24 protein-coding genes are annotated in these 21,014 nt (G+C 37.3%); 18 read left to right on the top strand and 6 right to left on the bottom strand.

What is annotated here, in order from left to right:
* From CBF33_RS00115 to CBF33_RS00100, 4 genes are all read left to right on the top strand, one after another.
* Positions 1 to 546, top strand: coding sequence for a CvpA family protein (locus CBF33_RS00115; protein WP_126760617.1), 546 nt, complete (start codon positions 1 to 3; stop codon positions 544 to 546).
* Between the two features lie 59 nt (positions 547 to 605).
* On the top strand, positions 606 to 2,981 hold the full coding sequence (locus tag CBF33_RS00110; RefSeq protein ID WP_126760616.1) for an endonuclease MutS2: 2,376 nt from the start codon (positions 606 to 608) through the stop codon (positions 2,979 to 2,981).
* A 95-nt stretch (positions 2,982 to 3,076) separates the two neighbouring features.
* Positions 3,077 to 3,388, top strand: a complete 312-nt coding sequence (trxA, locus tag CBF33_RS00105) for a thioredoxin (RefSeq protein WP_126760615.1) — start codon at positions 3,077 to 3,079, stop codon at positions 3,386 to 3,388.
* Between the two features lie 122 nt (positions 3,389 to 3,510).
* Complete coding sequence (locus CBF33_RS00100; protein ID WP_023606514.1) at positions 3,511 to 3,972, top strand: Dps family protein; 462 nt, start codon at positions 3,511 to 3,513, stop codon at positions 3,970 to 3,972.
* A gap of 43 nt (positions 3,973 to 4,015) precedes the next feature.
* On the opposite strand, the gene CBF33_RS00095 is transcribed toward CBF33_RS00100, so the two are convergent.
* The 3 genes from CBF33_RS00095 to CBF33_RS09715 all read right to left on the bottom strand — a co-directional run bounded on the left by CBF33_RS00095 (position 4,016) and on the right by CBF33_RS09715 (position 5,599).
* Positions 4,016 to 4,423, bottom strand: a complete 408-nt coding sequence (locus tag CBF33_RS00095) for a DUF2871 domain-containing protein (protein WP_126760614.1) — start codon at positions 4,421 to 4,423, stop codon at positions 4,016 to 4,018.
* Between the two features lie 17 nt (positions 4,424 to 4,440).
* Complete coding sequence (locus CBF33_RS00090) at positions 4,441 to 5,058, bottom strand: TetR/AcrR family transcriptional regulator (protein ID WP_126760613.1); 618 nt, start codon at positions 5,056 to 5,058, stop codon at positions 4,441 to 4,443.
* A gap of 208 nt (positions 5,059 to 5,266) precedes the next feature.
* Complete coding sequence (locus CBF33_RS09715) at positions 5,267 to 5,599, bottom strand: DUF3899 domain-containing protein (protein WP_483409795.1); 333 nt, start codon at positions 5,597 to 5,599, stop codon at positions 5,267 to 5,269.
* A gap of 98 nt (positions 5,600 to 5,697) precedes the next feature.
* Here CBF33_RS09715 and opp3b point away from each other — a divergent pair, with 98 nt between their 5' ends.
* The 6 genes from opp3b (at position 5,698) to CBF33_RS00060 (ending at position 12,495) form a co-directional block, all read left to right on the top strand.
* Positions 5,698 to 6,642, top strand: coding sequence for an oligopeptide ABC transporter permease (gene opp3b / locus CBF33_RS00085; protein WP_023606517.1), 945 nt, complete (start codon positions 5,698 to 5,700; stop codon positions 6,640 to 6,642).
* Positions 6,642 to 7,670, top strand: coding sequence for an oligopeptide ABC transporter permease (opp3C, locus tag CBF33_RS00080; RefSeq protein ID WP_126760612.1), 1,029 nt, complete (start codon positions 6,642 to 6,644; stop codon positions 7,668 to 7,670). Before opp3b ends, opp3C begins: the two co-directional genes overlap by 1 nt.
* 11 nt (positions 7,671 to 7,681) lie before the next feature.
* On the top strand, positions 7,682 to 8,713 hold the full coding sequence (locus CBF33_RS00075) for an ABC transporter ATP-binding protein (RefSeq protein WP_126760611.1): 1,032 nt from the start codon (positions 7,682 to 7,684) through the stop codon (positions 8,711 to 8,713).
* 15 nt (positions 8,714 to 8,728) lie between these two features.
* Positions 8,729 to 9,679, top strand: a complete 951-nt coding sequence (locus tag CBF33_RS00070; protein ID WP_126760610.1) for an ABC transporter ATP-binding protein — start codon at positions 8,729 to 8,731, stop codon at positions 9,677 to 9,679.
* A complete protein-coding gene (locus CBF33_RS00065; protein WP_126760609.1) occupies positions 9,669 to 11,351 on the top strand; it encodes a peptide ABC transporter substrate-binding protein in 1,683 nt (560 codons plus the stop codon). The genes CBF33_RS00070 and CBF33_RS00065 overlap by 11 nt, the downstream gene beginning before the upstream one ends.
* A 184-nt stretch (positions 11,352 to 11,535) precedes the next feature.
* A complete protein-coding gene (locus tag CBF33_RS00060) occupies positions 11,536 to 12,495 on the top strand; it encodes a magnesium transporter CorA family protein (protein ID WP_126760608.1) in 960 nt (319 codons plus the stop codon).
* On the opposite strand, the gene CBF33_RS00055 is transcribed toward CBF33_RS00060, so the two are convergent.
* Positions 12,496 to 13,173: a DUF2238 domain-containing protein gene (locus tag CBF33_RS00055; RefSeq protein ID WP_126760607.1), complete on the bottom strand. Its 678-nt coding sequence runs from the start codon at positions 13,171 to 13,173 to the stop codon at positions 12,496 to 12,498.
* Between the two features lie 102 nt (positions 13,174 to 13,275).
* Between CBF33_RS00055 and CBF33_RS00050 the strand changes: the two genes are divergently transcribed.
* From CBF33_RS00050 to CBF33_RS00030, 5 genes are all read left to right on the top strand, one after another.
* Positions 13,276 to 14,022, top strand: coding sequence for a tyrosine-protein phosphatase (locus tag CBF33_RS00050; protein ID WP_170167710.1), 747 nt, complete (start codon positions 13,276 to 13,278; stop codon positions 14,020 to 14,022).
* Between the two features lie 63 nt (positions 14,023 to 14,085).
* Complete coding sequence (locus CBF33_RS00045) at positions 14,086 to 15,447, top strand: bifunctional metallophosphatase/5'-nucleotidase (protein WP_126760605.1); 1,362 nt, start codon at positions 14,086 to 14,088, stop codon at positions 15,445 to 15,447.
* Between the two features lie 16 nt (positions 15,448 to 15,463).
* Positions 15,464 to 16,030, top strand: coding sequence for a YutD family protein (locus tag CBF33_RS00040; protein WP_023606526.1), 567 nt, complete (start codon positions 15,464 to 15,466; stop codon positions 16,028 to 16,030).
* Positions 16,027 to 16,797 (top strand): TIGR01457 family HAD-type hydrolase, encoded by a 771-nt coding sequence (locus tag CBF33_RS00035; RefSeq protein ID WP_126760604.1) that lies wholly within the window; start codon positions 16,027 to 16,029, stop codon positions 16,795 to 16,797. Before CBF33_RS00040 ends, CBF33_RS00035 begins: the two co-directional genes overlap by 4 nt.
* Positions 16,794 to 17,426 (top strand): TIGR01906 family membrane protein, encoded by a 633-nt coding sequence (locus CBF33_RS00030; protein WP_126760603.1) that lies wholly within the window; start codon positions 16,794 to 16,796, stop codon positions 17,424 to 17,426. Before CBF33_RS00035 ends, CBF33_RS00030 begins: the two co-directional genes overlap by 4 nt.
* Before the next feature lie 36 nt (positions 17,427 to 17,462).
* Here CBF33_RS00030 and CBF33_RS00025 read toward each other — a convergent pair whose 3' ends face one another.
* Positions 17,463 to 17,960, bottom strand: coding sequence for a phosphatidylglycerophosphatase A family protein (locus CBF33_RS00025; protein ID WP_023606529.1), 498 nt, complete (start codon positions 17,958 to 17,960; stop codon positions 17,463 to 17,465).
* On the bottom strand, positions 17,961 to 18,983 hold the full coding sequence (locus CBF33_RS00020) for an NAD(P)/FAD-dependent oxidoreductase (RefSeq protein WP_126760602.1): 1,023 nt from the start codon (positions 18,981 to 18,983) through the stop codon (positions 17,961 to 17,963).
* Between the two features lie 165 nt (positions 18,984 to 19,148).
* Here CBF33_RS00020 and CBF33_RS00015 point away from each other — a divergent pair, with 165 nt between their 5' ends.
* From CBF33_RS00015 to CBF33_RS00005, 3 genes are all read left to right on the top strand, one after another.
* Entirely contained in the window at positions 19,149 to 19,733 is a 585-nt protein-coding gene (locus CBF33_RS00015) for a peptidylprolyl isomerase (RefSeq protein ID WP_126760601.1), read from the top strand.
* Between the two features lie 13 nt (positions 19,734 to 19,746).
* Positions 19,747 to 20,115, top strand: a complete 369-nt coding sequence (locus tag CBF33_RS00010) for a CvfD/Ygs/GSP13 family RNA-binding post-transcriptional regulator (protein ID WP_126760600.1) — start codon at positions 19,747 to 19,749, stop codon at positions 20,113 to 20,115.
* 61 nt (positions 20,116 to 20,176) lie between these two features.
* Positions 20,177 to 20,563, top strand: coding sequence for a hypothetical protein (locus CBF33_RS00005; protein WP_126760599.1), 387 nt, complete (start codon positions 20,177 to 20,179; stop codon positions 20,561 to 20,563).
* Positions 20,564 to 21,014 lie beyond the last annotated feature (451 nt).

The following is a 21,014-nucleotide window of genomic DNA, read 5'->3' as shown; positions in this document are numbered from 1 at the left end:
ATGTTATCATTAATCATTATTTTGACGCTGCTGTTTACGGTTCATACAGGTGTACGTAGAGGGGCAGTGTTACAAGGCGTTTATACATTGGGGTACTTATTTAGCTTTATTTACGCCGCGAAAAACTATATTAAGTATGTTGATAAGTTAGAGTTGTTGATTCCTTATCCACAGCCAACACCAGAGTCTAAATTATTGTTTTTTTCACCAGACGTTTTTTTTGACTTAGATCGCTATTTCTATGCAGGGGTTTCGTTTTTAATACTGCTAGTTATTGGCTGGGCGATAACTCGGCTAATAGGCATACTGTGTTATAAATTAACGTTTGCTCGAATTCCTGAAACACTTAACGCTACCGTTGGGGGAGGACTGGCTTTAGCCGTATCATTGATTGCTTGGGGAACAGTGTTGTCACTTGTAGCAATGATTCCGCTTGATATAGTTCAAAACACTTTACAAGGCAGTCGGCTAGCGCAAGGATTGATTGAACATATTCCCTATTTTTCTAATAAAATCATGTTACTTTGGTCGAGTGTACCAAAATAGCGAGGTAAAAGGACACTCTCGAGTGTTCTTTTTTAATGAATGAAAGTGAAGTGATAAGAATGAATCATAAGATATATGAAACGCTCGACTATCATAAGATTATTCGAATGATGAGCGAGCATGCTGTGACCGAGCTAGGCCGTGAACACGTGTTATCTTTAAAACCAGAAACAACCTACGAACGCGTCGCAGAACGATTAAAAGAAACCAAAGAAGGGTTAGATATTTTACGGATTAAAGGGGGTTTACCACTTCCTAAGTTGGCGGATATTCGTCCGGCTTTAAAACGTTTAGAGATGGACGCCAATCTAAATGGTCTGGAAATAGCTCAGATTGGAAAAGTGTTATATACCACGTCTGAAACAGTGCGTTTCTTTGAAGAGCTAAAAGACAATGAACATGATTTTCCAGCTGTTTTCGCTTGGGGAGATAAGCTTGTTGTTTTACCAGCTGTATCGGGTGAAATTCGCCAAGCAGTAGATGAGGATGGACGTGTTCAAGATGAAGCATCGCTTGCTTTACAGCAAATCCGCCGTCAAATGCGTCGTAGTGAGATGACGATTCGTGAAGAATTGGAAAAAATCGTACGTGGTAAACAAGCCCGTTATTTAAGTGACACACTTATAACGATTCGAAATGACCGTTACGTTATTCCAGCTAAAAGTGAGTATCGCAGTATGTTTGGTGGAATCGTGCACGATCAAAGTGCTTCTGGGCAAACAGTGTATGTTGAACCAAAACAAGTTGTCGAGTTAAATAATCGTCTGAAACAGTTGCAAAGTGAGGAAAGACAGGAAATTGAACGGATATTGTCAGAACTTTCAGCTGCAATAGCCCCACACGTGCCAGAGATTCGTCACAATGCCTACGTACTATCACAGCTCGATGTGATTAATACGAAAGCACTGTTTGGAAAACAAATTGGTGGAGTGATTCCGTCATTAAGTGAAGAGAATCATGTGTCTTTACGTCAAGCTCGTCATCCACTTTTAGACCGTGAACTAGCGGTTGCCAATGACTTAACAATAGGAAAAGACTATCAAGCAATCGTTATCACGGGACCGAATACTGGTGGGAAAACCATTACTTTAAAAACATTAGGGTTGTTACAACTAATGGGACAAGCAGGAATTCCTGTTACCGTAGCGGAAGATAGTGTGTTAGGTGTCTTTGGCAATATTTTTGCTGATATAGGCGATGAACAGTCGATTGAACAAAACTTAAGTACGTTTTCTTCTCACATGACGAATATTGTGTCGATTTTAGAAGAAGTAGATGATACCTCTCTTGTGCTTTTTGATGAGCTAGGAGCGGGGACTGATCCTCAAGAAGGTGCCGCTTTAGCGATTGCTATTTTAGATGAAGTCGGGTCTCGAAATGCGTATGTAATGGCAACAACTCACTATCCAGAATTAAAAGTATATGGCTATAATCGTCCCTTTACAACGAATGCGAGTATGGAGTTTGATGTGAATACGCTAAGTCCGACTTACCGTTTATTGATTGGCGTGCCAGGGCGCAGTAATGCGTTTGAAATTTCTCAACGTTTAGGTCTTTCCACTACGATTATTACCCAAGCTAAACAACTTATTGATGGGGAAAGTCATGATTTAAACGATATGATTTCTGACTTGGAATCGTCTAAAAAACAAGCGGAAGAAGAAGCTTCTCACTTGCATTTAGTGGTAGAAGAAAGTGAAACTCTTTTAGCTGAGTTGAAAAATGCAGTGGGCTATTTGAAACAAGAGCGAGAAAAAGAACTAGAAAAAGCAAAAGAAGCTGCAAATGAACTTATCGAAGAAGCACGTCGTGAAGCAGAAACGATAGTGTCAGATATTCGCGAAAAACAAAAACGGGTAGGAGAAATGCAAGTCAAAGAGCATGAGTTTATTGAGATGCATGCTCAGCTAGATGATTTACGACACGAGCAAAAACAATTAAAGAAAAATAAAGTCTTACAAAAAGCGAAAAAAGAACAGCAATTAAAAGTTGGCGACGATGTGAAAGTCGAAAGCTTTGGGCAACGTGGGACGATTATTGGTAAACAAAAAGAAGGATTGTGGGAAGTGCAGATGGGGATTATCAAAATGGCGCTTCCGGAAAGTGATTTAACCAAATTAGCGCCTGAAAAAGAAACACGGTCTTCAATTGTAACGATTAAAGATTCAGACGGAAAAGTAGGCCGTCGTAAAGTTGAAAGTCAACTTGATTTAAGAGGGAAACGCTACGATGATGCGATGCACGAATTAGAAAATTATTTGGATGAAGCGATTTTATCAGGGTACAGTCAGATTATTATCGTACACGGTAAGGGAACGGGTGCGCTGCGTACGGGTGTTAATGAGTTTTTACGTAGTTATCGTGGGATTAAATCATTTGGCTTAGCCCCTCAAAATCAGGGTGGTTCAGGAGCTACAGTGGTAGAGTTTAAATAACTTTTGTTTCACAAGCAGACTTTTTGGGACTTCGATAACCGTTTGCTATAATGTTCCTAGATAAAGAAATATTAATATTTTAGGAGGATTTTTTAATGGTTAAACAAGTAACAGATGCAACATTTGCAAGCGAAACAAAAAACGGAGTAGTCTTAATTGACTTTTGGGCACCATGGTGTGGACCATGTCGTATTCAAGGGCCTATCTTAGACGAATTAGCAGCAGAAATGGGCGACAAAGTGACTATCGCTAAAGTTGATGTGGACCAAAACCCAGCAACAGCTAGCAAGTTTGGAATTATGAGTATTCCAACATTAATGGTGAAAAAAGACGATAAAGTCGTTGAAACATTAGTCGGTGTTCACCGTAAAGAACAACTAGCAAGTATTTTAGAAAAATATTTATAATATGTTATAAAAACCTATCACTTTAGTGATAGGTTTTTGTTATATTTACAAGCAGATTCTTTGAAAGAAATGTCACGAAAGCGTATACTTATAGTAGAAACAATTAAGGAGGAAGAAAGAATATGAACGTTGAACAAACAAAAAAAGTTTTAAACCAAATGGTAGCTGATTTAAGTCAATTTTCAGTTATGATTCATCAAGCTCATTGGTACATGCGTGGTTCAGAATTTTTAACTTTACATCCTCAAATGGACGAGTATATGGATGAAGTAGATGGCTTCTTAGATGAAGTAGCCGAGCGTTTAATCACCATTGGTGGCGCTCCTTACTCAACCTTAAAAGAATTTGCGGAGCATACTAAATTAGAAGACAAACCTGGAAGCTATGATGTAAGTATGGATGAGCATATTGAAACACTAATTAATGGCTATCGCTATTTACAAAAGTTAGCATTAGAAGGGATTCATGCTGCAGGAGATGAAGAAGATCATGTAACAGAAGATTTATTCATCGAGATAAAAGGTGCGGTTGAAAAAAATATTTGGATGCTAACAGCGAAATTAAATCGTGCACCAGAATTATAATATCAAATAAAAAAGTGTTAGGTTTTCAACCTAACACTTTTTTTTATTTATTTTTAACAGCTTTCGCTAATGTGTGGAATAATAACATCATTCCAATTGCTAGAAAAATATGGCCTAAACCAGCAATACCAGAAACGGCTGCGCCTGTTTCATTACCTAATACTGTCATCGTACCATGGAAAGTAAGCATCGCAATCGTCATAATTAATCCAATATTATAAAAAATATAGAAAAGGCGATACGTTTTACCTTGTTCTGAAAGTTTGAAGTTCGCTTCTAAGAGTAACACGATTAAGAAAACTAACATCCCTAAAGCAAAAGCGTGGGTATGGCTTGTTCCTAACTGTGTCGTACCAGTAAAATTATTCATTTTTGATAGCTCACGATAATAAACACCTAAAACTAATCCTAATATTCCGTAAAAAGCACTTGTGCGTGTTAATTTTGTCATAATGATAATCCTTCTTTCTATTCTGATATTTCAACGCCTTTCTTAAGCCAATTAATTCGACGTTGATATTCTTTTTTGAGTGTTTCGTTATCCCAAGAATGAGCAAAATAGTCGCTCATGCATTGATGAATAACAGGGGTTAAAACTTTGAAAAAGCTACGTAGCTCTTCGACAGAGTGAATGTCTAAAGAACTTAGGTCAATTTTATCAATGAAACTGGCCATCGTATTTTCACGAGCATTTTGCTGACGATAGTCAAGTATGTGCTGTTCTAATGTGTAGTTTAAATTTAAGGTGACGGTTTTAAAGTAATGATAGTAAACAGGGTTTTCATAAAGGTGGATGACTTGCTCCATATAACGTTCAAGTCCATTGAACAGATGTCCATCCGCTTCTTGAATAGCTTGAATAACATCTAAGTGAGCACGTTTTGACATTAAACTATAAACGTATAAATACAAATCTTCCATATCCTCAAAATACTTATAAAAACTACCTCGTGCTATATCACTTTCTTTTACAATATTAGAAACTAATGCCTCAGGTAAGCTCCGTTGAGAAAACTCTAAAAGAGCTGCTTGGACAATGGTTTCTTGTTTGTCCTCTCTTAAATTAAAAAAAGTCGCTGTAGGCATGGTGACCTCCTTTCTATTGATGACACAGCGTCACTTCACAGTGTAGATGACATTGTGTCACTTGTCAAACAAAGTGGTTTATTTTTGATAATTGAAACATATTTGAAAACTTACTTAAAAAATGATTGCAATTAGATTAGAAATAGACTATTATAGTCTTTAAATAAAAAAACATTCTCATTATTTTCTAATCTTACTTATCGTTTTATCATTTAAAGATGAGTAGGAGAAAGGATAAGGAGAAAGAAACAACACTTGTCGCAAAGAGAACCACAGGTTTTGTTTTAAACCACTGTGACGCTAATACATATGAATACTTTTTCTTTTTTGAACGCTGATGAAATGACTTTTGAAAGTTATCGATAAAACCTGAACGCACGATTTGGACAAAGGCACTCATCATGAGAGTGAATAAGCCAAATAAAAAAAGGCGATCGGACAATAGTATGACCGTTATTTCTTCCTTTTTTATGACAGAGATTAGCGTGATAAGTATTAAAAAGAAAATATTTGTTACAATGGGCAGTCGGAATTTTTGCATAAGTCACCTGTTTCGTATTTTTTAACATTAAAGGAATGTCAAGATTACCTTAATGCATTTTTTTAAAGATGTCAAAGCAAAGTAAAGGGGACGAAACGATGAAATATTTTTCACAGTATTTTTTAAAGCGTGTGATGTATATGTTGATTACGCTTTGGTTGATTATCACGGTAACCTTTTTCTTGATGAATCTTATTCCAGGTTCACCGTATGTCAATCAACAAAAATTAACACCAGAACAAATTGAAATTTTAAACAAACAATCTGGTCTTGATAAACCAGTTGCCGAGCGTTACGTCATTTATTTGCGTAATATTTTAAAAGGAGATTTTGGTACCTCATTTAAATTTAAAAATCAACCTGTCTCTAAATTGATTGTAGACAGGATAGGACCCTCAGTGCAGTTGGGGATTCAAGCAATTATTCTAGGAACAGTATTAGGAATATTATTAGGGCTGATTGCAGCCATGCGGCAGAACACTTGGATTGATACAGGTGCCACTTTACTTGCTATCTTAGGTCGGTCGATACCGAACTTCGTTTTTGCCGTTCTTTTACAATATGTTTTTGCGATTAAGTTACAGTGGTTGCCGATTGCACTTTGGAATCAAGGGTTTGCTTCAACCGTTCTACCAACTGTCGCTTTAGCTATGTCACCACTCGCTGATACCGCTCGCTTTATTCGAACGGAAATGGTCGAAGTGTTAAATAGCGACTACATTGAACTAGCGCGTGCTAAGGGATTAAGTAGTTGGGAAGTTGCCTTTAAACATGGCTTGCGCAACAGTCTGATTCCACTTGTGACGTTACTAGGGCCTTTAGCGGTTTCACTTATGACGGGGTCATTAGTTGTGGAAAATATATTTGCAATACCGGGAATTGGTGAGCAGTTTGTTAAATCTATCTTACATAATGATTACCCGACGATTATGGCGGTAACGATACTATTTTCAACCATGTTAGTCGTAGTCATTTTAATTGTCGACTTACTATATGGCTTAATTGATCCTCGTATTCGTGTATCAGGAGGTGAACATTCATAATGACATCTATTGAAAAAACAACGATAAATCCAGAACTTTTTGAACCAGTAGGACATCGTGAATTTCATCAAAGCGATGAGATAGCTGCTCCGTCCTTAACGTTTATGCAAGACTCTTGGAGACGTTTGAAAAAAAATCGTGGAGCGGTCATTTCATTATTTTTATTATTGGTTATTTCCGTGATTGCTTTTAGTGCTCAATGGATTTCACCGCATGACCCAGCAAAACAAAATGTTAATTATATTAACCTCCCCCCTAAAATACCTGGTGTTTCCTTGAATGGCTTTAATGGGACGGCGGTAGTAGGAGATAAGCGGGTTGATAAATATGAACAGATGAAAGTACCAGATGATGTGCATTTCTATCTCGGTACGGATAGCTTAGGAAGAGACTTACTTTCCCGTTTATTAATGGGTACTCGTTCATCTTTAATTATTGCCTTTGTGGCTGCTTTTCTCGATTTAACGATTGGCGTGACGTATGGTTTGATTTCCGCCATGAAAGGTGGGCGAACCGATAATATCATGCAGCGGATATTAGAAATACTATCCGGTATTCCTAACTTAGTCGTGATGATTCTCATGCTGACGATTTTTAAGCCGGGAATGAAAACCATTATTTTAGCTATGGCGATTACAGGTTGGATTACAATGGCACGGATTGTTCGTGCTCAAACATTAAAGATAAAAGATCAAGAATATGTACTCGCTGCACGTACACTCGGACAATCCAGTGGAAAAATTGCGATGAAGCATATCCTACCTAATATTTCGAGTGTTGTCATTGTTCAGATGATGTTTAGTATTCCCTCTGCGATATTCTTTGAAGCCTTTTTAAGTTTTATCGGGTTAGGTATTCGTCCACCTCTTTCATCATTAGGGATGTTATTGAGTGAAGGGTATAAAACGTTCCGATTTTTACCGCATTTAATGTGGTATCCGGCTATCATGTTATCGGTCATTATGATTTGTTTTAACCTTCTTGCAGACGGTTTAAGAGATGCCTTTGATCCGAAAATGGCAGAATAGGGAGTGATGAGATGGGAACATTATTAGAAGTAAAAGATTTAAACATTTCCTTTGAAACGTTTGCTGGAAAAGTTCAAGCCATTCGAGGTGTTGATTTTGATTTAAAAAAAGGTGAGACGTTAGCCATTGTAGGCGAGTCTGGTTCAGGTAAATCAGTGACGACTCGTGCCATTATGCAATTATTATCAACCAATGCGGTCGTAGAATCAGGGGAAATACGTTTTAAAGGACAAAATTTATTAGAAAAAACAGATAAAGAGATGCAAAAGATTAGAGGAAAGGAAATCGCGATGATTTTCCAAGATCCAATGACGTCGCTTAATCCTACAAAGACGATAGGTAATCAGGTAGCAGAGCCTTTAAGAAAGCATCAAAAGATTAGTAAAAAGGAAGCCTTGAAAACAGCTGTCGAGTTGTTGCGATTAGTGGGAATCCCTAATCCAACTGAACGGATACATCACTATCCTCATCAGTTTTCAGGTGGACAACGTCAGCGGATTGTCATAGCGATTGCGTTGATCTGTCGGCCAGAGATTTTAATTGCCGATGAACCGACGACTGCGTTAGATGTGACGATTCAAGCTCAAATAATCGAACTGATGAAAGAAATTCAAGATAAAATTTCCACTTCGATTATTTTCATTACGCATGATTTAGGTGTCGTCGCCAATGTGGCTGACCGAGTTGCCGTCATGTATGGAGGGAAAATTATTGAAATTGGGACAGCAGAAGAGATTTTCTATAATCCACAACATCCTTATACATGGGGCTTGTTAAGTTCGATGCCAACATTGGATACGACGGATGAATTATACGCTATACCAGGCTCACCACCGGATTTATTATCACCACCTAAAGGAGATGCTTTTTATCCACGAAATGAGTTTGCTTTGAAAATCGATGCTGAAATGGCGCCGCCATTCTTCGAGGTGTCTCCAACGCATAAGGCGGCAACATGGTTGTTAGCCGATGAAGCACCGAAAGTGTTACCACCCGTTGCGATTCAAGAGCGTCAGAAAAAATATTTAGAACAAATGAGTTAGAGAGGGGGGAAGTCGATGTCATCCGCTATTTTAGAAGTCAATCATTTACGTCAAGTATTTAATCAAGGTCGTGATGATGAAGTTGTCGCGATTCAAGATGTCAGTTTTGACGTCTTTGAAGGAGAAACATTTGGATTAGTTGGTGAATCTGGCTGTGGGAAATCAACAACGGGTCGAAGCATTATCCGTTTATATGAACCGACAGACGGAGAAATACTATTTAACCAACGGAATATTCGTGAGATTAAAGGGAAGAAAGAAATGCAGCAGTTTCGACGAGATGTTCAGATGATTTATCAAGACCCGTATGCTTCACTTAATCCGAGAATGAAAGTAAAGGATATTATTGCTGAAGGGATTGATGTTCATCAATTAGCCAAAGATGAAGCCGATCGTGATCGACAAGTAAATGAGTTGTTACAACTTGTCGGTTTGGATAAAAGTCATGCGACTCGATACCCTCATGAATTTTCAGGGGGACAACGTCAAAGGATTGGTATTGCTCGAGCTTTAGCCGTACAACCTAAATTTATTATCTGTGACGAACCCATCTCAGCTTTGGATGTTTCGATTCAAGCACAGGTGGTCAATTTATTAAAACAATTACAAGAAGAAAGAAACTTAACGTATCTTTTCATCGCTCACGATTTATCGATGGTGAAATATATTAGTGACCGTATAGGTGTCATGTACTATGGTCAATTAGTAGAGATTGGAACGAGTGATGAAATTTATCACTACGGTGTTCATCCTTATACCGAAAGTTTGCTCTCGGCGATTCCATTACCCGATCCAGAGTATGAGCGCCAACGTCAACGTATTCCATATCAAGCACCTCCACAAGATAATCAAGTGAGGTCATTAAAAGAGATAAGTCCAGAACATTTTGTTTATTGTAGTGATGAAGAAGTACCAATGTATCAAGCAAAACTAGCAGAGAAAAGGGGCGGAAAGAATGAATTATAAACGATTAGTAAAATTAGGATTGGCATTAGTGGTACCAGTCATGTTAGCAGGATGTAGCACAACCAATGAAGGAAAGGATGCCAGTGACTCCGGAAAAGATAAAGGGAAAGCAGATTTAGCACAGGAGCAAGTTTTTAAAACGGTTGTCGGCTCGGAGATGCCTACGGCTGACCCAACGTTAAGCACGGATGTTATCAGCTCAGTTGCCTTAAACAGTGTGTATGAAGGACTGTATCGTTTTGACGGAGAAGGAAAAGCACAACCTGCTGGAGCAGCAGAAATGGCAGAAGTGAGTGATGACGGTTTAGTTTATACGTTTAAATTAAGAGAAGATGCGAAATGGTCAGATGGAGAACCAGTAGTGGCCAAAGACTATGTGTATGCATGGCAACGAGCAGCGAACCCTGATTCTGGTTCTGAGTATGCCTTTTTCATGGAAAACTTAAAAAATGGTGGAGATGTTATTAATGGGGATAAACCCGTAGAGGAATTAGGTGTGAAAGCGTTGAGTGATTATGAACTAGAAGTCACGCTTGAAAAACCGACGCCATATTTTGATTATTTAGTAGCCTTTTCAACATTTTATCCTCAACGTCAAGACATTGTTGAGAAATATGGAAAAGATTATGCTAGCACAAGTGACAAAGCAGTTTATAACGGTCCATTTACTTTAGCTGACTTTGACGGTCCAGGAACGGATACTGAGTGGGCGTATGAGAAAAATGATACGTACTGGGATAAAGATGCTGTTAAACTAGATAAAGTAGAAGTACAAGTAATTAAAGAAGCCTCAACGGCATTGAATTTATATCAAGACGGTCAAGCAGAAGATGTCGTGTTGACAGGGGAGTTAGCACAACAAATGGCAAGTGATCCGGACTTTGTGACGGATAAGAAAGCTTCCATGATGTATTTGGAAATGAACCAAAGTGAAGATGATGGGCTATTCAAAAATGAAAATGTAAGAAAAGCGTTATCTTACACAATTGACCGTGAGGCATTAGTCGAACAAATTCTTGGAGATGGCTCGATTGCTCCTACTGGCCTTGTTCCAAGCGGTATGGTACAAAATATCGATGGTAAGGAACACGACTTTGCGAAAGAATCAGGTGATTTTGCGAAATTTGATTTAGACAAAGCGAAAGAACATTGGGAAAAAGCGAAAAAAGAGCTAGGCAAAGATAAACTATCTTTTGATATCTTAACGTCAGATACGGATTCAGCGAAAAAAGTATCAGAATACTTACAAGGTACGTTTATGGAAAACTTAGACGGATTAGATGTGACGGTCAGTCCAGTAACCTTTACGATTCGTATTGAACGTGGGTTAAAACAAGACTTTGACATGTTAAACTCTGGTTGGAATGCTGATTACAATGACCCAAGTAGTTTTATCGACTTGTTTGCTTCAAACATTTCTTACAACCAAGGTAAATATTCTAATCCAGAGTATGATAAATTAGTAAAATCAGCAGCGGTTGATAATGCGAATGACCCAGCAGCACGTTGGCAAGATTTGCTTGATGCAGAGAAAATTTTAATGGATGAAATGGGCTTAATTCCACTTTATCAAAAAGCAGAGGCTCATTTACGTACAGCAAAAGTGAAAGATGTCGTAGTGAATCCTGCTGGCGCTCCTTATGATTACAAATGGGCATACAAAGTAGACTAAGAAAAAGTGAATCATTGGATAGCTCTCGATTGATTTTTATCTGTCCCCCTTTGAATCATTGTAAATCATGAGACTATCCAATCTTAAAAAAACGACCAATTTTTGGTCGTTTTTTTTATGAGATGCCATACTTTTGTATTAAGATAGCTTATAATAGAAGAGACAATCAAAGGGGTGTTAGAAAATGGAATTATTTCAAATAGATGAGATGGGAATGGTTACGGAAGTGCGGGATGTAAAAGAAGCTAATTGGGTGCATCTCTGTCAACCAACTATGGAAGAGATTAATCAACTTCATGACCTTTATGAGATGCCTAAAGATTACTTAACAAGTGTTTTAGATTTTCAAGAAATTTCGCGTATTGAAGGATTTTATTCTGAAGAGAAAAATAAGCCGAAATTAGTGCTTATGCAGTTTTCAGAAGAAACGATGAGTCCAAGTGGCTTTCGTCAGATAGATACGTCACCTTTTAGCATTATTTTAGTCGATAACCATTTGATTACGGCAGGTGACTACACGACGACTGTTTTACAAAAAATTGTCAATCAGCCAAGCTTTAATAAACGATTTGAAGGTGTGGATTTTGCCAAAGCCACAATGTTAAAAATATGCTGGTATATTGCTTATCAGTACAATGATCAAATTAGACAACTTCGTGATTCAATTGAAACGCTAGAAAGTGAGTTGCGTGTCGCAACAGAAAATGAGCAGCTTTATCAATTAATGGATACACAAAAAAGTTTGATTTTTATGATTGAAGCCTTAAAACAAAATGTAAAAGTGATAGAAGACTTGAAACAGCTTACGACATTTGCTACGACCTCTTTAGAAAAAGAGCTACTGCGAGATGTTTTAGTAGAGTTTAAGCAAGCACATTCTTCGGCGGAGACATTATTAAAAGTGGCGAGTGAGTTAGGTAATATGTTTTCATCCATTGTTTCAAATAATCAAAACAACGTGATGAAAGTTTTGACGTCTATTACCATAGTGCTGACCGTCCCGACGATTGTGGGTGGTATTTATGGGATGAATGTTGCTTTACCGTTTGCAGAAAGTCCTTTTGCTTTTTGGTTTGTCAGTCTCTTGATTCTTTTGCTAAGCGTTATTATTATATGGCAATTAAAGAAAAATAAGTTTTTCTAGCTAAGAGCGAGTGATTTTTCTTGTGGTTAAGTGAGAGCGTTTTTGCTTGTTGTGACGCAGTTGAAAATAAGTTCCCACCGAATAGATGGTCGCACCTAAAGCATTTGCATATAAGTCGCCCATCGTGTCTTTTAAAGCCTCTCTTCCTATTAAAGGGGTTCCTTTACGCGTATGTCGTTGCATATTTAAAGAGAGCAAGCCATCAAATGTGTGTTCATAAAACTCCCAAAGAACTCCCACTGTCATCGAGAAGGTAAACGCAAATAGCAAGTAGCCGATAAGAGCATTTTTTTTAAACTTTTTAGGTGGGATGAGTGTTAACATTAATGTCAGTCCAACTGAAGCGGATAACATGGCACTGTATGTATGTAAGAATTTATCCCAGAGAGGTAGTTTTCCATAAAAACCTAAGCCAGTTCCTAAGAAGACGGAAAAGTATATAAATAGCCAATAGAGTGTGACTAACTGTTTTGGTAAACAAATACGGGCTGTTTTTTCGATAAAGGGTGGTAAATAGAGGAGCAATATCCCTAAGGCAACTTGGAGACTGTTAAAAAGAAGAGTAGCTTGTTTATTTACAGGAGCCGTGCTGATTTGTAAAAGTGGAAAAGCGACATGAAAAATACCAAGTAAAGATAAAAGTATGAGTAAATAGGAAGAGCGATTTTTTTGATTCATTATAAGCCTCCAATTAAGATTAAATAAATTTGAAAAGTATATTTATTTTAACATAATGTAAATGGTATGATAAATGAAAGAGATGGAAAGAAGGTAGAAAGTATGCAGTCTTTAGTAAATTTTCGTGATCTTGGTGGCATGTCCACTTCACAATCCCGCGTGACGCGTCCTCATGCTATGTATCGTAGTGGTGAAATTACGTCTTTAACACCGGATGATTATCGTGATTTTCAAACAAGGTATGGGATTCAACGTATTTTTGACTTTAGAGGAGATGGCGAACGACGTCAACGACCTAATATGTCATTTCCACATGTCAAAACGTTTGCGATTGATATTTCAAAAGATTCAGGAGACCATTCTGGTAGTTTAGAAAGTCTGGTTTCGTCTAGAGAAAACGCTGAAAATTATATGTATCAGTTATACCGTGATTTTGTTACCACAGAGTCAGCACGCAAAGGCTATGCCGCCTTTCTCACAGAAATTGCGCAAGATACACAACCGTTTATTTTTCACTGCTTTGCTGGGAAAGATCGAACGGGGTTTGCAGCCATGTTGTTGCTATCACTGTTAGAGGTTGATGAAAAACAAATCATGTCAGATTATCTTGAAACTAATCGTTTGCGTGCGGCTGCTAATCAACAAATGATTGAAGAGATGGCTAAAAACGGGGCATCTTTAGAGCAACAAGCAGGGGTTAAAACCATGTTAGAAGTTAAAGCTGACTATCTTTACACGTCATTAGAAGAAATTCATAAACAGTACGGTGATGTTATGGGATATGTTGAGAAAGGGTTAGGACTATCTTATAAGCTTGTCGAAAAGCTACAAAACGATTATACTGAATAATAGACAAAAGACTATTCTTACGATTAAGAATAGTCTTTTATTTCAAAGAATTCAGGTGGATAAATGTCACAATTTACAATTCTACATACGAACGATTTACATTCACATTTAGCTCACTGGCCTGCCATTCGGCGCTTTTTAAACCAGCGAAAACAAGAATTAGAAGCAAAAGGACATACTGTGCTGACGGTGGATTTAGGTGATTTTTCAGATCGTATTCATCCGTTAACAGAAGCAACCAGTGGACAAGCGAATGTTCAATTGATGAATCAAGTGGCGTATGACTATGCAACAATTGGTAATAATGAAGGATTAAGTAATACAAAGGATGAGCTTAACGTTTTATATCAAGCAGCCGAGTTTGAAGTCGTCTTAGCTAATTTGTCCGACTGTGATACTCAGTCGCTCCCACATTGGGCAAAGTCTTATGCAGTCTATCCATTAGATAATGGCTTGAAGCTTGGTGTCGTCGGTTTGACGGCTCCTTTTCCATTTAGCTATAAACCAGCTGGTTGGTGCGTTCAGGAAGCCTGTGAGACATTAACGCATCTCGTTCCAAAGATGCTAAACGATTGCGATGAGATTTTATTATTATCGCATTTAGGAAAAGATGTAGACGATGAAATCGCACGAGCGTTTCCTATGATCAAAATTATTTTGGGTTCTCACACACATCATCTTTATGAGCGAGGAAAGTGGGTTGGAGAAACATTGATTGCGGCGGCTGGGAAATTTGGTTACGCCGTTGGTGAAGTGACGGCAGAAGTTACAGCCTTAGGACTTCAACCTTTACAGGCAAGAACTTATCCTTTAACAAGTTTACCTACGAATGTCACAGATGAAGCAGAAAGTGACGGTTGGTTTATGACCGGCAATCAAGAGCTACAAAAACAAACAATTGGCTATATAGATGAAGAATGGGATGTCGAGGGTGCATCAAGTACTTTTTGTCAAAAAAGTCTTGAAATAATACAAGATTATGCACAAGCGGATATTAGTCTTTTGAATACGGGGTTATTTTTAAAAGCCCTACCGAAAGGGAAAGTTACGCGTTACGACTTACATCAAAGTCTGCCGCATCCCATGCATTTAGTCCGTATTGCTGTGAAAGGAACGGAGTTAGTTGAAGTATTAGATGACTTGTATGAACAATCGTTCCAACATACGCACTACCCAATGATAGGTATGGGGTTTAGAGGGAAAGTGTTTGGTGATTTAGCATTTAGAGGAGTAACACGTCAAGCAGACGGTCGTTATTTCATTCACCAACAACCGTTAGAAGATGAAAGGGTGTATACGATGGTGACGGTCGATCATCTTATATTTATCCCCTTTTTTCCATTGCTTACTGAAAAAGGAGATGTGACGTCGCTTTGTCCTTCACTTTTAAGAGAAGTGATTGGTCAAGCGATTAGAGATAATTAGAAAGGTCGTGACGAACATGACAGAAAAGAATATTCAAGAAGTGATTGACGAACAAGTACAAGAAACAGTAAAAGAACCGTTAAAATATATTGAAAAAATATCTGATACACATTATCGAATCAATCAAGACATATACGAACTAGTAAAAGATTATCGTGAATCTTTTGATATGAGTCTGTTTGATGAAAGATATAGTGACATTTTAAGAAAATATGATTTTATCGTAGGAGATATGGGTTACGAACAGCTTCGTTTAAAAGGATTCTTTCATAATCATAAAAAAAGAACGCCTGTCGATCAACGTATCGAAACATTAGCTGATTATTTATACGAGTACTGTAATTTTGGCTGTGCCTACTTTGTGTTAGAAAAAATCCAAAGTGAACCTGAGAAAAAGAAAAAAGCAGCGGCTCATATTGATGAGAAAAAACAAACAGTCTCACAAAATAAAAATAAACGCAAAGGTAAAATACGAAAAAAAACTGCTAAGAAACAAGATGACCAGCGTAAAGAAGCGACTTCAAAACCAACGCGTAATTTTACTATTCGACAAACAGATGAAAAGGGAGCAACAGAGAAATGACATATCAAGGTTATTTAATTGATTTAGATGGGACGATTTATCGTGGGAATGAACTGATACCAGCAGGCAAACGTTTTATCGAAACGTTACAAGCTAAAAATATTCCTTTTTTATTTGTCACGAATAATACGACACGTCGCCCCAAAACCGTTGTTGAAAGTTTGCGAGATGCGTTTGATATTCATGTGGAAGAAGAACAAGTTTATACCGCTTCATTGGCAACTGTCGATTATATGAAGCAAAAAAATCTTGGCAAGAAAGTGTATGTTGTAGGTGAGGAAGGGCTTGTTAATCCCATTGAAGAGGCGGGCTACATTTGGGATGAAGAGAATCCAGATTATGTCGTAGTGGGATTAGATAAAGAGATTTCTTATCATAAAATGACGCTAGCCACCTTAGCTATTCAAAATGGGGCGCATTTTATAGGAACAAATCCTGATAAAAACATTCCAACTGAGCAAGGACTGTTGCCAGGCGCAGGCTCTATGGTACGATTTTTTAAAACGACCACTGGAGTCGACCCAGTATATATCGGAAAACCTTATCATTATATTTTAGACGGAGCTCTAGCTCGCCTAGGTTTAAAAAAAGAGGAAGTCATCATGGTGGGTGATAACTATGAAACAGATATACAAACAGGGATTCAAAATGAGATGGACACCTTGCTCGTCTTAACAGGATTTACTCAAAAAGAAGAAGTAGCTTTTCTTCCAATAGCGCCAACTTATGTTTTGGACAGTCTGGATGAATGGAGTAACAAGCTATGATGAAATGGCAAGAGCGGACCTATCTTACCATCGTTTTATTATTTTTTATTTCGTTAGCAATTACGTTAACAATTAATGCGGTACCCCTTTATAAGTTTGATATTTCGTTTTTGAATATTCTTGATCAGGTTGATTTAAGCAAAAAAGATTTATTAAGAAATTACCGTGCCTTGTTAGGATATTTAAATATCCCGTGGAATACAACACTTTCACTACCTGATTTTCCTGTTTCAGCATCAGGTGCTTTACATTTTTATGAAGTGAAACGCTTGTTTTTATTAAACTACGCCGTATTACTTTTATCTTCCTTTCCAGCTATTTGGTTTATGCATTATTCTTGGAAACGCAATGAATGGTGGCGTTTTACGCGATTTTTCCAATTAGCCGCGATTGTGCCAGTTGTGTTAGCCTTTTTTATGTTTGTAGGATTTGATACCTTTTTCGTGTTATTTCATCAGTTGTTTTTTAATAACGATGCGTGGCTTTTCGATCCAGTAACAGACCCCATTATAACCGTCTTACCAGAGATGTTTTTCATGCATTCCTTTGTGTTAGCGATTATATTGTTTGAACTGTTTGTGGGGATTGCTTATGTTCAAGGAAAACGTCAATGGCGCGTCATAAATTAAAAAGAGTTGCGATTTTCATCATCGCAACTCTTTTTTTTATGATTCAATACCTTCTTTGGCATGTGCTAGACGACTGGCAGCAGCGGCAGCTATTGCACCGACAATATCATCTAAAAATGTATGAACGTGCCCACTATTTTTGTCATTTAGTTTTTCAAGGATACCTGGTTTTACTTTATCAATATAACCATAATTGGTAAAACCAATTGACCCGTACACGTTGACAATCGATAGCGCCATGATTTCATCGATTCCATACAACCCCTCATCGCTCGTCACGATTTCTTGAAGTGGTTCAAGCAATGCTTCTTTTTCCGCTAATATATCAAGTTGAATTCCTGTCACAATAGCATTTTGGACTTCTCTTTTTTTCAAGACGTTATCAACATTTTCAGCACAGGTTTTTAAATCCAGATTTTCAACGTAGGGAGCTTGTAAAAAATGGACGAGTTCCGCTATATCATCAACGGAAACACCACGTTCATTGAGTAAGTTGCGTGCTGTCATTTCTAAAATGTTTTTATCTGTTACCATTTAGTTTCCTCTTTTCTCTGTTCTGTTTTTTTCGAATAAACTAGTACTATGTCCAGGTTGGACACGTAAATCAGGATTAGCAAAATGTAACGCATTATTAACAGCTGTGGGAGCTTCGCCAAAACCAGTAGCAATGAGTGCCACTTTCCCATCGTACGTTACGATATCACCGCAGGCATAAACACCTGGAATATTGGTAGACATATCGCTATTTACCGAAATAGATTGTTTGTTTAAATCGAGACCCCAATTTTTAATAGGACCTAGAGAAGAACTGTAACCGTAATTGACGATTAATTCATCAATCATCAACGTTTCCTTCAAGTCTTCTTTCGGGTTATGTAAGGTAACAGTGTGAATTTGACCTTCCTCGTGTTCGATTGCTTGAATGACGTAAGGAGTGTGAACTTGAACGGACGATTGTTTTAGTAAGTCGACACTATGTTCAAGTGCGCGAAATTGATTACGACGATGCACGACATGCACGGTCTTGGCGATATTTTCTAAAGTAAGCGCCCAATCAATAGCAGAATCACCACCGCCAGCGATTAATACTTCTTTATCTCTAAAACGCTCAAGATTAGTAATATGGTAGTGCATAGATTTTTGCTCGCACGGTTCAATGTCGTCTATTTTTAGTCGACGTGGTTGGAAAGAGCCATTACCAGCTGCAATGATCACTGATTTTGTTATATAGAATCCTTTTGATGTCGTTACTTCGAGCAATTGGTTTTCTAGAGGCTCAATGTGTTTAACCGTCTCTTCTAAGTGAATATCATGATTAAACATATCTATTTGCTCGTGAAGATTAGTAACTAAATCTTTGGCTTTTACATGTGGAAAGCCAGCGACATCATAAATTTCTTTTTCAGGATATAACATTGTTAGTTGACCACCTAGAGCGGGTAAACTTTCAATAATCATCGTTTTTGCTTGTCTCATTCCAGCATAGAAGGAAGCAAACATACCAACAGGTCCGCCACCGATAATAATAATATCGAATATCTCTTTTGTTTCAGTCATTAAGAAAAGACCTCCATCTTTTTCATTTATCTACCTTATCCTTTCATATTATAGTGAAAATTTAAAGATAAGCCAAACTTTTTATTTTAAAACTTTATGATAGTAAAAAGAGAAATTATTGGGTATGATAGTAAAGAACAGTTAATTTGAAGAGGAGCGATAAATATGAGTTACCCACAATTAGATTTACAAAATCAACAAGGTCCAAAAGCGACAATCAAAACCAATAGAGGCGATATTCAATTAGTATTATTCCCAGAACACGCCCCTAAAACAGTTGAAAACTTTATTGAATTATCAAAAAAAGGTTATTATGACGGCGTTATTTTTCATCGCGTTATTCCAGAATTTATGATTCAAGGTGGCGACCCAACAGGTACAGGTATGGGTGGTGAGAGTATTTATGGTGAAGCATTTGAAGATGAGTTTTCAGATAAATTATTCAACCTTAAAGGGGCTCTTTCTATGGCGAATGCAGGCCCAAATACAAACGGTAGTCAGTTCTTTATCGTTCAAAGCAACCAAATGCCTGATAATATGATTGGACAAATGCAAGATGCAGGTTTTCCTGAAGAAATCGTAGAAGCTTACCGAAAAGGCGGTACACCTTGGTTAGACTTCCGTCATACAGTCTTTGGTCACGTATTAGATGGGATGTCGGTTGTGGAAGAAATCGCGAACGTTCAACGTGGCCCACAAGACAAACCTGTCCATGATGTGGTCATTGACACGATCGAGATTACTTTATAATTGAGTGATGGTCATGACGTATAAAATAGGAGACATTGTAACAGGTGTCGTGACAGGTATACAACCATACGGAGCGTTTGTTTTAGTGGATGATGAGTTTCAAGGGTTAATACATATTTCGGAAGTAAAATCAGGTTATATCAAAGATATTGCAGAATATCTTGAAATTGGACAGGAGATAACTGTCCAAATTATTGATATAGATGAGTATACAAAAAAATGTAGCCTTTCATTAAGAAGTCTTAGCCAAGAAAATTACACGCGACGCTATCGAAAAAAGCATTTCTTTACGCATCCACATCATGAGATAGGCTTCCAATCATTAGCGGATAATATGCCAGCTTGGATTGATGAAGCCATGACACGCCTTTCAGATAAATAAGTGTTTTTTTTCTGAAAATATGTTATAGTTGATTAAAAAGGTTGGCAAATGTTGGAAATCAATGAAAACAGAGGTGGAAGTTGTGGGGAATCAACTTGTTGCTGGAACAGTGATATTAAATGGTGTAGATGGAAGTAAAAAGTTTTTAGTGAAGCAAAATCAAACAGAATTTGATTTTATCATGACCACAATTGAAGAAACTTACACAAGTTTAGCCTCAATTCTTCATCGTTTAAAAACAGATGTATTAGTTGATGTCACAAATTTGAATTTAGTTGAATTAACAAATGTGCAGGTCGATGATAAGAAGATACCATTATATGTTTTTGAAATTGATGAAAATCAAGAAGTGAAAAACATTGCGAAGTCTTTTCAATGGGAAACACCTGAAACACTACGCAAAGTCTTAAGTCGAGGTCAAGTGACTGGCGTTCCAATCTTTCAATAATTCATACTTGCAAAAGTCTAGGAAGTTTGATATAGTATTTATCAGCACAAATATTATATTAATCGTTCCTAGCTTTTTTTATTTTATAGTTGACATTAATATTAATCATGTGCTAAGATTTAAAAGTTGTCGCTTTTAAAAGAGACGACAAAAAAATAAATAATATTTTTTAAAAAAGATAGTTGACGGATTCAACTAATCATGATATTATTTAGAAGTTGTCACAAACGACAACGGAAAAAACAAATAAAAAATAATTTCAAAAAGTTGTTGACACAGTCAACTAACTGTGATATTATTTAGAAGTTGTCACAAACGGCAACGAAGTAGACCTTTGAAAACTGAACAAAGTAAGACGAACCAAATGTGTAGGGCGTTTTTACAAGTGTAAAAACAAACACAATTTTACAGTTTTTTATAAAAACTGATAGTGAAGTCAATTCGCTAGCAA

The organism is Vagococcus lutrae (assembly GCF_003987555.1).
Lineage (GTDB): Bacteria > Bacillota > Bacilli > Lactobacillales > Vagococcaceae > Vagococcus_A > Vagococcus_A lutrae.
Note: the sequence above shows the minus strand (reverse complement) of the source record. Positions and strands in the feature narration are given on the sequence as shown.

Excerpts from the sequence above, each read along its gene's own strand:
- opp3b (WP_023606517.1), top strand. The coding sequence starts at position 5,698 with ATGAAATATTTTTCACAGTATTTTTTAAAGCGTGTGATGTATATGTTG.
- opp3C (WP_126760612.1), top strand. The coding sequence starts at position 6,642 with ATGACATCTATTGAAAAAACAACGATAAATCCAGAACTTTTTGAACCA.
- CBF33_RS00060 (WP_126760608.1), top strand. The coding sequence starts at position 11,536 with ATGGAATTATTTCAAATAGATGAGATGGGAATGGTTACGGAAGTGCGG.
- CBF33_RS00075 (WP_126760611.1), top strand. The coding sequence starts at position 7,682 with ATGGGAACATTATTAGAAGTAAAAGATTTAAACATTTCCTTTGAAACG.
- CBF33_RS00110 (WP_126760616.1), top strand. The coding sequence starts at position 606 with ATGAATCATAAGATATATGAAACGCTCGACTATCATAAGATTATTCGA.
- CBF33_RS00035 (WP_126760604.1), top strand. The coding sequence starts at position 16,027 with ATGACATATCAAGGTTATTTAATTGATTTAGATGGGACGATTTATCGT.
- CBF33_RS00055 (WP_126760607.1), bottom strand. The coding sequence starts at position 13,173 with ATGAATCAAAAAAATCGCTCTTCCTATTTACTCATACTTTTATCTTTA.
- CBF33_RS00025 (WP_023606529.1), bottom strand. The coding sequence starts at position 17,960 with ATGGTAACAGATAAAAACATTTTAGAAATGACAGCACGCAACTTACTC.
- CBF33_RS00040 (WP_023606526.1), top strand. The coding sequence starts at position 15,464 with ATGACAGAAAAGAATATTCAAGAAGTGATTGACGAACAAGTACAAGAA.
- CBF33_RS00100 (WP_023606514.1), top strand. The coding sequence starts at position 3,511 with ATGAACGTTGAACAAACAAAAAAAGTTTTAAACCAAATGGTAGCTGAT.
- CBF33_RS00070 (WP_126760610.1), top strand. The coding sequence starts at position 8,729 with ATGTCATCCGCTATTTTAGAAGTCAATCATTTACGTCAAGTATTTAAT.
- CBF33_RS09715 (WP_483409795.1), bottom strand. The coding sequence starts at position 5,599 with ATGCAAAAATTCCGACTGCCCATTGTAACAAATATTTTCTTTTTAATA.
- CBF33_RS00090 (WP_126760613.1), bottom strand. The coding sequence starts at position 5,058 with ATGCCTACAGCGACTTTTTTTAATTTAAGAGAGGACAAACAAGAAACC.
- CBF33_RS00095 (WP_126760614.1), bottom strand. The coding sequence starts at position 4,423 with ATGACAAAATTAACACGCACAAGTGCTTTTTACGGAATATTAGGATTA.
- CBF33_RS00005 (WP_126760599.1), top strand. The coding sequence starts at position 20,177 with ATGAAAACAGAGGTGGAAGTTGTGGGGAATCAACTTGTTGCTGGAACA.
- CBF33_RS00115 (WP_126760617.1), top strand. The coding sequence starts at position 1 with ATGTTATCATTAATCATTATTTTGACGCTGCTGTTTACGGTTCATACA.
- CBF33_RS00030 (WP_126760603.1), top strand. The coding sequence starts at position 16,794 with ATGATGAAATGGCAAGAGCGGACCTATCTTACCATCGTTTTATTATTT.
- CBF33_RS00050 (WP_170167710.1), top strand. The coding sequence starts at position 13,276 with ATGCAGTCTTTAGTAAATTTTCGTGATCTTGGTGGCATGTCCACTTCA.
- trxA (WP_126760615.1), top strand. The coding sequence starts at position 3,077 with ATGGTTAAACAAGTAACAGATGCAACATTTGCAAGCGAAACAAAAAAC.
- CBF33_RS00015 (WP_126760601.1), top strand. The coding sequence starts at position 19,149 with ATGAGTTACCCACAATTAGATTTACAAAATCAACAAGGTCCAAAAGCG.
- CBF33_RS00065 (WP_126760609.1), top strand. The coding sequence starts at position 9,669 with ATGAATTATAAACGATTAGTAAAATTAGGATTGGCATTAGTGGTACCA.
- CBF33_RS00020 (WP_126760602.1), bottom strand. The coding sequence starts at position 18,983 with ATGACTGAAACAAAAGAGATATTCGATATTATTATTATCGGTGGCGGA.
- CBF33_RS00010 (WP_126760600.1), top strand. The coding sequence starts at position 19,747 with ATGACGTATAAAATAGGAGACATTGTAACAGGTGTCGTGACAGGTATA.
- CBF33_RS00045 (WP_126760605.1), top strand. The coding sequence starts at position 14,086 with ATGTCACAATTTACAATTCTACATACGAACGATTTACATTCACATTTA.